The organism is Streptomyces sp. RG80 (assembly GCF_040446465.1).
Taxonomy (GTDB): Bacteria; Actinomycetota; Actinomycetes; order Streptomycetales; family Streptomycetaceae; genus Streptomyces.
This window is the reverse complement of the sequence record NZ_JBEAAJ010000014.1, coordinates 113,093-125,735: the sequence shown is the minus strand read 5'-3', so window position 1 is coordinate 125,735 and position 12,643 is coordinate 113,093. Positions and strand designations below refer to the sequence as shown.

Sequence of the window (12,643 nt, the reverse complement as noted above, 5' to 3'; positions counted from 1 at the left end):
GTACGGTCGAACAGTGGACGCCACCGTTCACCGAGAGCGATACGCCATGAGCACCAGCCCGCAACCGACTTCCGCAGCTCAGGCCACAACCGGGAACACCGGCGGTGGCGGAAACGGCATGGCGCTGCTGGTCATCGCGTCATGTCAGCTGATGGTGGTGCTCGACATCACCATCGTGAACATCGCGCTGCCGGACATCCAGCGCTCCCTGGACTTCTCCACCACCAGCCTCGCCTGGGTGGTCAACGCCTACACCCTCACCTTCGGCGGTCTGCTGCTGCTCGGCGGCCGCGCCGGCGACATCCTCGGCAGACGGCGGGTGTTCATCTGCGGCGTGCTGCTCTTCGTGCTCGCCTCCCTGCTGGGCGGGCTCGCCCAGAACGAGACCCAACTCCTGGCCGCCCGTGCCCTCCAGGGCGTCGGCGGCGCCATCGCCTCCCCGACCTCCCTCGCGCTGATCAGCACGACCTTCCGCGAAGGCCCCGAACGCAACCGGGCGTTCGGGGTGTTCGCCGCGGTCTCGGCGGGCGGCGGAGCGATCGGACTGCTCGCCGGCGGCATCCTCGTCGAGTATCTGAACTGGCGGTGGGTGCTGTTCGTCAACGTCCCCATCGGCCTGCTCATCGCCCTCGCCACGCCCCGCTGGATCAGGGAGTCCGAACGGCATCCGGGCCACTTCGACATCACGGGCGCCCTCACCTCTACCGTCGGCATGGTCCTGCTGGTCTACGGATTCATCAGAGCCGCCCAGGAAGGCTGGCGCGACGCGTTGACGCTGGCCTCGTTCGGCGCGGCCGTCGTCTTCCTCGTGGCGTTCATCCTGATCGAGAGGCGTTCCAGGCAGCCGATCACCCCGCTGCACATGTTCGCCGACCGCAACCGCGCGGGCACCTACGGCATCATGCTGTGCCTCGCCGCCGCGATCTTCGGCATGTTCTTCTTCCTCACGCTCTTCGTGCAGAACGTGCTGAACTTCAGCCCGTTGGCCACCGGCTTCGCCTTCCTGCCGGTCAGCGCGGTCATCGCGGTCGGCGCCGGGCTGGCCTCACGGTTCCTGCCCGTCTACGGGCCCAAGCCGTTCATGGTGGTGGGCGCGATACTGGCGGCGGTCGGGCTGGCCTGGCTGACGCTGACCGACGTCCACTCCACCTACGCGGGCAGCGTCCTCGGCCCGATCCTCGTGTTCAGCCTGGGCATGGGCATGGAGTTCGTGTCGCTGACCCTCATGGCCCTCTCCGACGTGCCCGTCCAGGAGACCGGCGCGGCCTCCGGACTCCTCAACGCCACCCAGCAGGTGGGCGGTTCGCTCGGGCTGTCCATCCTGGTCACGATGTTCGGCACGGCCAGCACCAACGAGGCGGACAAGCAGGTCCCGCGCTTCCTGGACCAGGCCACCCCGGCCGAGCTCCTCCAGTTCAAGCGCACCGGCCAACTCCCCGGCCACTGGGGCGACGAGGTCCTCACCGCGGGAGTCTCCGCCGCGTTCGTCGTCGCGGCGATCTTCACCGCTGTCGCCGCGCTGATCGCCGTCCTCGCCATCCAGGTCCGCCCCTCCGACCTGGAGCGCCTCAAGGGCGACGGGGTGCCCTCAGCCCCGTGAGGCCAGTGCCCTCAGCCCCGTGAGGCCGGCCCGGGAACCAGCCCCAACTGCTGGGCGCGCAGCACCGTCCCGAGCCGGTCGTGGGTGCCGAGCTTGCGGTAGATGTTCGCGACGTGCTTGTGCACCGTCCGTTCGGAGATGCCGAGCCGTCGGCCCATCGCGGCGGCCGTCAGGGCCTCGCCCAGCAGGAGCAGCACGGTCGACTCCCGAGGGGTGAGGCCCGCGTCACCGCCGCTCGGCACCGCCACCCGCTCCAAAAGCTGCCGTTGCTGCTCTATCCCGGCGAGCAGCGGCTGGAGCCGCCCGGCGACCAGGACCTCCTCGTCGTTGAAGTCCCGGCCGGAGCGGTAGACGAGACAGCCGGTGATCGGAGTCCTCGACTGCGGCAGCGGTATCCCGAGCGCGTGGTCCATGTCCATGACGTCGTCGATCAGCCGCGCTGTGGGGCTCGCCGACCAGTGCCGTCCCGCCGCCTGGCGCGCGGTCACCGGTGTCCTGTCCCGGGTCGCCTCGTAGTGCCCGGCGAAGGGGTACCCGGCTCGCAGCAGCCCCGCGTCCTCCTCCCCGAGCCCGGCGAACTCCGGGGCCACCCCCGGCGACAGACCGAGCGTGCCCCCGCTCTCGCTCCAGTCGTCCAGCTTGTAGATCAGGACCTCGCCGCCGATCAGGTCCGGCAGCGCGCTCGCCACCAGCGGCCACAACTGCCCGGGATCACGCTCGTGGAGTGCGCCGACGGCCACCGTCAGCATGCGTTCGTAGGCTCCGCCCAGCCCCTGTGCCACGTTCGTGCTCCACTCGTCCGCGTACGCAGTTGTACCCATACCTGCGCCACCTGCTGCCACTCCAGAATGCAACAGAGCAACAGCGACGTTCTCATGTACTCCAGCACATCGGCGCTCCGGCGACCGCAGGCGGGAGAGAGCAGGCTCGGAGGGGATGCCTGGTTCTCTCCTTCTCTCCGTGCGGACCGCCGGCGCGGGGGACCGGCGGTCCGTGCGGAGTCTCTTCTACGGTCCGTCGGGCCGCATGGCGTCCGAGATGGACTTGACGCCGCCGTGGGCCGTCAGGCCGCCGTCCACCGGGATGTCGGCCCCGGTGATGAACGCGGACGCGTCGGAGATCAGGAAGACCACGAGCGGGACGATGTCGTCGACGGTGCCGCTGCGTCCGAGCGGCGTCTCACGGATCGTGGTCGTACGGAACGCCTCGGTGGCCGCCGCGGTCATCTCCGTCTCGATGTAACCGGGATGGATCATGTTGACCCGGATGCCCTTCGGGCCCAGCTCCGTCGCGGCGATCCTCGACACCCCGCGCAGGGCCCATTTGCTGGCCGTGTACGCGACCGGGTAGTAGCCGGTCAGCGCCGCGGACGAACCGACGTTGACGATCGACGACCCCGGTGGCATCAGCGGGGCGAGATGCTGGATGCCGAGCAGCGGACCGGTCGTGTTGACCGCCTGCACCCGCGCCATGTCCTCGGCGCCGACCTCGCCGATCCGACCGCGCTGGATGACGCCCGCGTTGTTGACCAGGCCGTGGACCTGGCCGTACGTCTCCCGCAGCTCGGCGGCCAGCTCCGCCCAGCCGCGCTCGTCGCTGACGTCGAGACGACGGCAGCCCTCGTCCTCGGGCCGTACGTCGGTCGCGACCACCTCGGCCCCGGCCCGGGCCAGGGCGGCCGCCTCCGCGGCGCCCTGACCACGGGCGGCGCCCGTGACGACCACTACTTTCCCGGCCAGCGGGGATGTGCTCTCACTCATGCCGGAGAACCTACTGTTCCGGCACGTCCAGACCCGGCCCGTAGGCGGGCTCGGGGTTGAACACCGGGTGATAACTCTCGGGTGCGGCCAGGTAGCTCGCGGGCAGACCGCCGGTGTCCACGACGATCTGGTCCACGGCGATCGCCGCGTCCACCATGAAGATCCGCAGCACATGCTCACCGGCCTCGGCGACGGTCACGGTGGCGGTGAGCTTCTCGACCCCGTCCTCCACGTTCCGGGCCCAGGCGTCCCCCCGGTTGCCGGTGGCGACGGCCTGTCCGGTCAGTACGACGGGTGCCTGGTCGTCCAGCGCGACAGCCACCCGGCGATACCCGCGCTCGTCGAGCGAGGGCAGCCGGAACACGGTGACCGGGAAGGCGCCGGTGCTGCCGAACCGCACCCGGTACCTCAACTCCGGTGCCCGGTGGGCGAAGTCCGCGGTGACCGAGGCGGCCGTCGACGGCACCGCCTCCACCGCGCCGCTACGACGACCAAGTCCGCGCACGACCCGCCAGCGCGCCCCGCCCCGCGCGACCCGCTGCTCGAAGTGCGCGGCGTCGATCGACACGAACCCGTTGGCCTCGACGAACCCGCGGGCCCGCCGCCGCGCCCGCTCCCCGTCGTTGACCACCCGCACCGGCACCTCGACGCTCTGCCCGCCCCCGGTGAAGGTGACCGTCGTGTCGAGCGCGCCCTCGGGCGCCCGCGCCCAGTCGACCTCGATCCACACCCGGGTCTGCTCGGTGAGGGAACCGCCCGCCGCACTCAGCCGCAGCCAGGAGGCACCGGCCTCCGCGGTCCAGTCCAGCGACAGGAAACCGGTGTTGAAGACGTCCACGAAGCGCCGGTCGCGGGTGTACGAGGAGAAGGCCAGCGGACGGGCCGCCCCGGTCTCGTTCCCCTCGGCCGCGATGCCCAGCCCCGACGTCTCCCGCCGGGCGACCCGCGTGACGCCCGGTCGCCCCGGCGCCTTGGGGATCTGCGACGGGTACGGGTTGACGATCCCGTCCCACTTCCCGCCCGCCACCTCGGTGTTGTACCGCTTGGTGAGCGCCGCCTCCAGGGAGTGCGCCGCCTCCGCCAGATCCGCGAAGCGGTTCGCCCCGGCCCCGCGACCCTGCGTCACCGCGAGCCCGTTGCGGTCGGCCCAGTAGTACTTGAGGTTCATCAAGTACGCCCCGTGCACGGGGTATTCGACCAGCTCGTAGTAGGCGTCCCGGTAGGCGTCCGGCAACTCGGCGCCCACGGCCCGCACCCGCTCCAGCAGCCGCTCGTACGCCGCCAGCCGGCGGCCCGCCTCGTCCCCGTGGTGGATCACGGACAGGATGCCGCGGGCGATGAACTCGGGCCGCAGCTCCGCCGCCAGCCGGTAGTACTCGGTACGGATCGCCGCGATCTCCCGCCGGTGCAGACGTCCGAACTGCCGCCCGGCCCACTCGGCGAGGAAGTCCGCCACGTCGTCGGCGCCCCACCGGTCCACGTCCCAGGCCATGTCCATGGAGAAGGACAGCCCGGTCTCGATCGACTTGACGTCGCCCACGTTGAAGATCCACATACGGTCGACGCCGTGCTCGTGGACCCGGCGCAACTCCTGCCACACCTTGGCCAGTTGGGTGGTGTCCAGCCACAGATAGCTCTTCGGGCGGCCCCAGTAGGAGAGGTGGTAGTAGATGCCGTTGCCGCCCGGGCGGGCGCGCTCGGCGTCGTTCGGCAGCTGGCGCATGTTGCCGTGGTTGTCGTCCGGCCAGATCAGGGTCACGTCCTCGGGGACCTGGACACCCGCGTTGTACAGCTCCAGGACCTCCTTGTACGGGATGAAGATCTGCGGCTCGGCCGCCGTACCGACCTCCTCGGCCAGGATCCGGCGCTGGTCGGCGATGATGTCGTTCATCACGACGACCTTCTCGGGGATCGTCGTCGCGTGCTTCGTCTCCAGCGCGCTGTCGTGCAGCCCGCGCATCCCGAGGGTCCAGCTGCTCTCGTAGGACGCGTTCTGTCTGGCGCGGGCTCTCCAGTAGTCGGAGATCACGGCGGGGTTCACCGTGTAGTCGTAGACGGGCGGCGTGCCGTCGGCGTTCGGGTGCTCCGCGGCCCACGGCTCCCACTCGTGGACGCCGTTTCGCAGCAGTGCCTCGGGGTGGCTGGAGCCGACGACGATGCCGTAGTGCTCGGCCAGTTCGGGGTTGGCGCGGTGCTTGTTGAAGAAGTCGGAGTACGGGTGCATGGCCGGCCACAGGTAGTTGGCCTTCAGACGGAGCAGCAGCTCGAAGACGCGCTTGTACGTCTCGGGGCCGATGTTCTTGTCGGGCTCCTGGGTGCGGTGCGACCAAGTGGTCAGGTTCTGCTCGTCGTTGATGAAGATGCCCCGGTAACGGACGGACGGTTCACGGCGCTTGCAGGTGCCCGCCGGGACCGTCACCGTGTCGCGGTGTTCGACCGGTACGTCGGCCCACCAGTACCAGGGCGAGACCCCGATGCGCTCCGAGGTGTCGTAGATCCCGTAGACCGTGCCGCGCCGGTCGCTGCCCGCGATCACCAGGGCGCGCTCGACGCCGGGCAGCGGACGCTCCACCACCTGGGTCACGGAGGCTTCCCAGCGGCCGCGTATCCCGGAGACGTCGAGCCGGCCGTCCGCGACGAGGCGGTCGAGGACCGGACTGGTTCCGAGGGTGCCCACCAGGACCAACCGGGTTGCCTTGGTGGGCAGTTCGTGGACGAGCCCGGGCCGTACGCCGCCGACCCGCTCGACGTCCGCCTGGAGATCGCCGGCCGCGCGGATCACGGCGGGGTCGTCGCCGGCGTCCACGAACACGTCGGTGGCGACGCCGTCGGCCACCAGGGGGAAGTCGGGCCGGCCGGTCTCCGCGGCCCGGGCGGTGGCGGCGGGCAGCAGCCCGGGGAGCAGGGGAGTCACCCCTGCCGCGGCCATGCCCCGCAGGAAGGACTTGCGGGTCCAGGACGGAGACTGGCCGTTCGGTTCGTGGTGGGGCACGGGACGCTGCCTTTCCGCGCCGGTCCGCGTCGGCTCGCGCACGAACGGTCGGCGGAGCTCGGCGCATGACGGACTGGTTTAGAAAGCGCTTGCTGCGCAGCCTAGGTCAGCGGTTGCCGGGGCGTCCAGAGTGGTGCACGGGGTGACTTGGCCGGGTGGGCGCGCGGTGGCGCGTGTGGCGGTCGGACCTGGCGGCGGTCCTCGGGGGTGCGGGGGACCGCCGCCAGGGGACTAGCGCCCGCGCGGGCCGCGCGGGTCGGCGCAGCGGGCGCGTGGGTGGGCGTCGGGTCAGCGCGTGACGTAGACCGTCGCCGAGGCCGTCGAGCCCGTGTGCAGCTCGTCGCCCGGCCAGCTCACCTTGTACGTGGTCTCCCGCCGGGTGCGCGGGATGTCGTTGATGGTGAAGGTGCCGTCCGCGGCGACCGTCACCGACGACAGCGTGCCGGTGCCGAGCCGGTCGGTGCGCTCGACCTTCAGCACCGCCCGGTCCGGCAGCGCCCTGCCCTGGGCGGTGAAGGTGCCGGTGATCTCGACGCCCGTGCTGAGCGAGGCCTCGGCCGGCGCGGTGAGGGCGATCGAGGTGGGCGCCTTGCCGACGGACACCGTGTGGGTGACGTCGGTCGCCGGGCGGTGGGTGAGGTCGCCGAGGTAGGAGACGGTGTACGTGGCGTCCCCGATCCGCTCGGGCTCGTCCAGGACCGTGTAGGTGCCGTCCGCCTTGACCGTGAAGATGCCCAGGTCGTGGCTGCCGTCGGCGTCCGTGCGGGTCGCCCGCACCTTCAGCGGTTCGGCGGGGGCAGGCCCGTCGTACTCCAGCCGCCCGCGCACCGACAGCGGCTCGCCCACGACCGCCTGGGCGGGGCTGTGCGTGAGCGTGGCGGCGAGGCGTACGTCGTACTGGACCGCCGGGGGCTGGATGACGTGCAGCCAGTACTGGTTGCCGGCCGCGTTGGTCGTGACCGTGAAGAGCCGGGAGCCGTCGGCCGACCACTCCATGCCGCGCGGCACCACGCGGTCGCCGTCGAGGCTGCCCTCGAAGGCGAACTCCAGCGGGGCGGTGGAGTCGGTCGGGTCGGCGGGCTGCACCAGCAGGTCCGGAATCGCCCCGGTGGCCGACGCGCCGCGGGCGAGGTACTTGCCGTCACCGCTGAACGCGACCGAGGTGGCGGTGGCCCCGGTGGGGAGGGCGGGATAGCCGCTCTCCGCGTCGGACAGGTCGGTGGTGTTCAGCAGCCGGGTGCCGTGGGCGGCGTCGGCGACCGCGACCTTGGTGCCGTCGGCGGAGAACGCCATGTCCTTCAGGTTCAGGGCGCCCTGGCCGTCGGCGTCGGCGAAGCGCCGGGCCGCGCCCCGGACCAGGGTGCCGCCGCTGGTGTCGTACACCGTCAAAAACGGGTTGGCCGCCTGCGAGTTGAGCGGCTGGCCCATCAGCATCCGGTCGCCGGGGCCGGCCTCCAGCTGGAGCTTGCCGTAGTCCTGCCAGTTGGTGCGCGGCGAGGTGTTGTTCGCGGGGACGTAGGAGTCCAGGAAGGTCAGCGTCGCGTCGCACCCCGACATGGAGGGCGCGTACGGGGTCGTGAAGTACGTCGTGCCACCGGAGAAGGCGAGGCTGCGGCCGCAGGTGTCGGTCGAGACGTACACGCCGTTCGACTGGTAGGTGCCGGTGTCGTAGCGCCAGATCACCTCGCGCCCGCCGACGTAGAGCGTGGAGCCGTCCGCGTTCAACGCCAGTCCGGAGATGTGCTGTTGGGTGCTGATCGTGGTGACCCGCTCGCCCTGGAAGTTGTAGACGGCGATGAGGCCGGAGTTGGTGTAGCTGCCCAGGTTGCTGTCGGCGACGTAGACCCGCTCGTGCGCGGAGTCCACCGCCAGTGCCGAGTACGAGGTGATCGGCAGCTTCGCCACCGCGTCGGAGGCGGCCGCGTGGGCCGCGGGCGCGGCGGCGACCGTCAGTCCGGTGGCGGCGAGTGCGGCGGTGACGACGGCGGCCGCGAGACGTCTGGGACGGTGTGCGGTGTTCAACTGTGCCCCCCACAGGCTTGGTTGAGCCTCACCGGGACCGGTAAGGCCCGTGTGTCCCCCATGTAACAGGGGTGAAGATCCTGTGATCAAGGCGGCGCGTGGGGGCATCGGCGATCAGTCACGACCGACGCGGACGCCGCCGACGGTGGTGTCGGCGACCGTCACGAGGTGCGGGGCGCGGGTGGGGGGCGGCTCGGGTGTGACGAGAGTCGCAGAGGCAGGGCCGGCCGTGCGTCAGTCGCGCTCGGTGTTCTCGGCCTTCTCGGCGTTCTTCTTCTTGATCCGCACCGTCTCCTTGCGGACCTCGGCCTGCGTGGCGCGCTCCTTGATCAGCCACTCGGGCTGCTCCTGCTTGAGGGCCTCGATCTGCTCGGTGGTGAGCGCCTCGGTGACGCCGCCGCGCGCCAGGCCCGCGATGGACACGCCGAGCTTGGCCGCGACCACCGGACGGGGGTGCGGGCCGTTGGCGCGCAGGTCCTGGAGCCACTGGGGCGGCTCGGCCTGGAGCTGGTTGAGCTCGGCCCGCGAGACGGCGCCCTCCCGGAAGTCGGCGGGGGTGGCCTCGAGGTACACACCCAGCTTCTTCGCCGCGGTCGCGGGCTTCATCGTCTGGGGGCTCTGGTGCTGCGTCATGGTGTCAAGGGTATCGACTGGGTGAACCTCCGCCGACCACGGCCGGTAACCTGGCCAGGTGACAGGCTCGGAAGAACCCCCGCAGTTCCGGCTCGCCTACGTCCCGGGCGTGACCCCCGCCAAGTGGGTGCGGATCTGGAACGAGCGGCTGCCCGACATCCCGCTGACCCTCCTCCAGCTCCCCGCCGCCGAGGCGCGCGACGCGCTGCGGGACGGGGCCGCGGACGCGGGTCTCGTACGGCTGCCGGTGGACCGTACGGTGTTCAGCGCCATCCCGCTCTACGAGGAGACCACGGTCGTGGTCGTCCCGAAGGACCACGTCGTCGCCGCGGTCGAGGAAGTGACCGCTGAGGACCTGGCCGACGAGATCGTGCTGCACCCCCTCGACGACGTCCTGGACTGGGAGCGGCCGCCCGGACAGCCCGCCTTCGAGCGCCCGGCGACCACCGAGGACGCCGTCGAGCTGGTCGCGGCCGGTATCGGCGTCCTCGTCGTCCCGCAGTCGCTGGCCCGGCTGCACCACCGCAAGGACCTCACCTACCGGCCGGTGACCGACGCCCCCGTGTCCGCCGTCGCCCTGTCGTGGCGGGAGGACGCGACCACGGACCTGGTCGAGGACTTCATCGGCATCGTCCGTGGCCGCACCGTGAACAGCACCCGGGGCCGCCCCGCCACCCAGGACAAGGCCAAGGCGAAGGCCGAGCCGAAGAAGCAGCCCAGGCGGCCCGACGCGGCCGGCGGGCGACGCAAGCCGCCCGCCGCCAAGAAGACCCAGGGCGGCAAGCGGGGCAAGCCCCGGCGCCGCTCCTAGCCGGGACTCAGGACACGTAGGTCGCCTGTCCCGCCGTGTTGATCACCACCTGACCGCTGGCCTGGGAGAGCAGCCCGGCCGACACCCACGTGTTCACGGTGCTCGTCACCTTGGTCACGAGCGCGCTCTTGCTCGCGAAGGGCGCCGCAGCCCAGATCTCGTCGAGCAGTGTCGTGCCGTCGGACTTCGCGGGGTTGGCGACCCCGGAGTCGAGCGTGCCGAAGACGACCTTGGGTTCCGCACGCCGGAAGTAGGCGTGTGTCGGGTTCTCCGTGCCCTCCAGGAAGGGCGCGAACTCCGTGCCGTTCAGGGTGTAGTGCAGCGGCTTGCCGCTCACCGGCGTGAGGGTGGGCAGCAGGCTGCCGGAGAGGGCCGCGTTGGCGTACAGCCCGAACGACAGGTAGCTGGTGGCCGAGTTGCGACCGACCAGGTTGACCGGCCCGTAGAAGAGGGTCTGCAACGACGGGTCGTCCAGGGCCTTCTCGACGCGCAGCCGGAACGGCACGGTGATCCGTACGACGTCCCCCGCCTGCCAGGTCCGGGACACCGTGAAGTAGCTCCCGGCGGCCGGAGTCCCGCTCACCGCACCGCCGTTGACGGTCACCTGGAACCCCGCCGTGGCCCACGACGGCACCCGCAGCTTCAGGGCGAAGGCCGCGCTGCTCCCGCCGAAGGTGAGCGTGGTGCCCTGTTCGCGCGGGTAGTCGGTGGTCTGAGTGACCGTCACCCCCTTCTCGGCCCAGGTGAGTTGGGAGGCGCTGTAGAGGTTGACGTACAGCGCGCTGCCGTCGGCGGCCTTGAAGTACACCGAGTCCTGGTACTTGGTGGCGCTCTCCATGCCGGTGCCCTCGCAGCAGGTGGTGCCCTGCTTGGGCGTGTAGTCCCGGACATGACCGGGCGTCAGCCCGATGAAGTAGGTGACGAGCGGCTTCTCCGCGTCGGCCTTGTCCTGCTTGGAGCCGAGCACCTGGTTGAGCAGCGCCCGCTCGTAGTAGTCCATGTACTTCGGGGTCTGCTCGTGGAAGAACAGCGTCCGGCTGAGCTTCAGCAGGTTGTACGCGCAGCACGTCTCGGCGTTCGTGTCGCTGATCGTGCCCGCGATCAGCCCGGAGGCCTTCCAGAACTCGCCGGTGCTGGTGCCGCCGATGCCGTACATGCGGTTCGGCACGACCATGCCCCAGAAGTTCCTGGCAGCGGTGAGGTAGCGCGTCTCGCCCGTCGCGTCGTAGAGCCGCAGCAGACCGGTGAAGATCGGTATGTGCTGGTTGGCGTGCAGCCCGTTGAGCGTGTCGTTGTTCGCGGCGCAGGCGTCGATGAGGGAGTCGAGGTCGAACAGCTTGGCCAGCGCGAGGTGTTCGGCCTTCCCGGTGTAGGAGTGCAGGTCGACGATCGCCTCGACGATCCCGCCGAACTCGCCGCTGGAGAACAGCCCCCACATCCGCTGGAGCGTCGCCTCGGGCAGGACCGACAGCCGGGAGTACATCCAGTCGCCCATGCCGGACGCGAGATCGAGGGCGCGGGCGTCGTCGGTGGCGGCGTACGCGTCGAGCAGGCCGCGCAGGATCTTGTGGGCGGTGTAGTAGGGCGCCCACACCTTGGTGTAGTCGCTGGCGGTCCTCGTCTCCAGGTCGATGAACTGTGTCTCCGGGTACGCCGCCAGGAACCCGGGGTGGCTCGGGCCGCCCCAGGTGCGGCGCAGGGTGGCGGTCAGACCACGGCCGGAGCCGTCCGAGACCGTGCCGCCGCCGGTGGCCTGGAACCAGTACGAGACGAGGTTGCCGAGGCCCGCCGTGGAGAGCTTGGCCTCGTTGGTCTGGAGCGAGGTGATCTCGGCCTGTGTCAGCGCGCGCGACCAGATGTTGAGCTCGTCGTAGCCGCCCGCGTAGACCGGGTCGCCCGAGTAGTTGGAGCGGCCGAGCCAGTTGTTGGTGAGGGTGCCGAGCGTCGCCGGGTTGAGGGTCATCGCGGTGTTGGTGGCGACGGCGGTGCCGTTGACGTACAGCGTGCCGGTGCTGCCGGAGATCGTGACCGCCAGATGGCTCCACTGGTTCAGCGGCAGCGCGGCCGTGCCGTTGAGGGCCTGCTCGCCGCCGGCGCCGCTGGTGGTGATGGCGAACCGGGGCACGCCACTGCCGTTGCGGGTGGCCAGGTACATGTACCGGGTGGTGTTGTTGCCGAAGTCGAAGGCGCGCTGCCAGTTGGCGTCGTGGGTGGGCTTCACCCACACCGACAGGGTGATCGCGGAGGCGCCCCCGAGCACGGCGGCGGGCAGTTCGAGGTACTGGTAGGAGCCGCGTACGTTCTCCAGCGCGCTGCCCCACTTCCCGGTGACGGCGAGCGTCTTCGGGTCGGTGCGCAGGGCGGCGCGGGCGGCGGTCAGCGCGGTGATCATGGTCGCGATCCTGTCCGCGAACACCTGCTCGCCGGTGCTCGCGTACGCCTGCGCCAGCATGGTCAGGAAGTGCCCGGTGTAGTGGCCGCGCAGATTGCCGTTGGCCTCGCCGTCCAGGCCCTCCCAGCCGCCGGGCGCGACCGCGCCGCCGGTGGCGAGGCCGGCGTTGGCGCGGAACACCTGGAGCAGCCGGTTCACGTCGTAGCCGCGCGCGTGGTCGAGCATCAACTGCCGTTTGTCGGCGAAGATGCCGGGCTTGAGTGCCACCTCGTCGAGGGCGAAGGGCTGCACGGTCCAGGCGGTCGGCGCGGCGGCCACGGCGGCGGTCCCGGCCGCCGCGGCCCGGCCGCTCGCCGCGTACGTGACCGCGGGCGCGGCGGCGGCGAGGGCGGCTGCCTGGAGGAGGTTTCGTCTGGAGAGGGGCGGTGCCATG

General features: G+C 71.0%; 8 protein-coding genes. 2 read left to right on the top strand and 6 right to left on the bottom strand.

Annotation, left to right across the window (positions count from 1 at the left end; genetic code table 11):
- Positions 1–46 precede the first annotated feature (46 nt).
- Positions 47–1,600 (top strand): MFS transporter, encoded by a 1,554-nt coding sequence (locus tag ABKA17_RS40065; RefSeq protein ID WP_353697329.1) that lies wholly within the window; start codon positions 47–49, stop codon positions 1,598–1,600.
- A gap of 11 nt (positions 1,601–1,611) precedes the next feature.
- Here the strand turns inward: ABKA17_RS40065 and ABKA17_RS40060 are convergent, their stop codons facing one another.
- The 5 genes from ABKA17_RS40060 to ABKA17_RS40040 all read right to left on the bottom strand — a co-directional run bounded on the left by ABKA17_RS40060 (position 1,612) and on the right by ABKA17_RS40040 (position 9,007).
- Complete coding sequence (locus tag ABKA17_RS40060; protein WP_353697328.1) at positions 1,612–2,421, bottom strand: helix-turn-helix transcriptional regulator; 810 nt, start codon at positions 2,419–2,421, stop codon at positions 1,612–1,614.
- 186 nt (positions 2,422–2,607) lie between these two features.
- Positions 2,608–3,360, bottom strand: coding sequence for an SDR family NAD(P)-dependent oxidoreductase (locus ABKA17_RS40055; protein ID WP_353697327.1), 753 nt, complete (start codon positions 3,358–3,360; stop codon positions 2,608–2,610).
- A 10-nt stretch (positions 3,361–3,370) separates the two neighbouring features.
- On the bottom strand, positions 3,371–6,289 hold the full coding sequence (locus ABKA17_RS40050; RefSeq protein WP_353697476.1) for a glycosyl hydrolase 115 family protein: 2,919 nt from the start codon (positions 6,287–6,289) through the stop codon (positions 3,371–3,373).
- Positions 6,290–6,640: 351 nt separating this feature from the next.
- On the bottom strand, positions 6,641–8,374 hold the full coding sequence (locus ABKA17_RS40045) for an Ig-like domain repeat protein (RefSeq protein WP_353697326.1): 1,734 nt from the start codon (positions 8,372–8,374) through the stop codon (positions 6,641–6,643).
- Between the two features lie 234 nt (positions 8,375–8,608).
- Positions 8,609–9,007 (bottom strand): DUF5997 family protein, encoded by a 399-nt coding sequence (locus tag ABKA17_RS40040; RefSeq protein ID WP_353697325.1) that lies wholly within the window; start codon positions 9,005–9,007, stop codon positions 8,609–8,611.
- 58 nt (positions 9,008–9,065) lie between these two features.
- Here ABKA17_RS40040 and ABKA17_RS40035 point away from each other — a divergent pair, with 58 nt between their 5' ends.
- Positions 9,066–9,818, top strand: coding sequence for a LysR substrate-binding domain-containing protein (locus tag ABKA17_RS40035; RefSeq protein ID WP_353697324.1), 753 nt, complete (start codon positions 9,066–9,068; stop codon positions 9,816–9,818).
- A gap of 7 nt (positions 9,819–9,825) precedes the next feature.
- Here the strand turns inward: ABKA17_RS40035 and ABKA17_RS40030 are convergent, their stop codons facing one another.
- Complete coding sequence (locus ABKA17_RS40030; RefSeq protein ID WP_353697323.1) at positions 9,826–12,642, bottom strand: beta-L-arabinofuranosidase domain-containing protein; 2,817 nt, start codon at positions 12,640–12,642, stop codon at positions 9,826–9,828.
- Position 12,643: the final 1 nt, after the last annotated feature.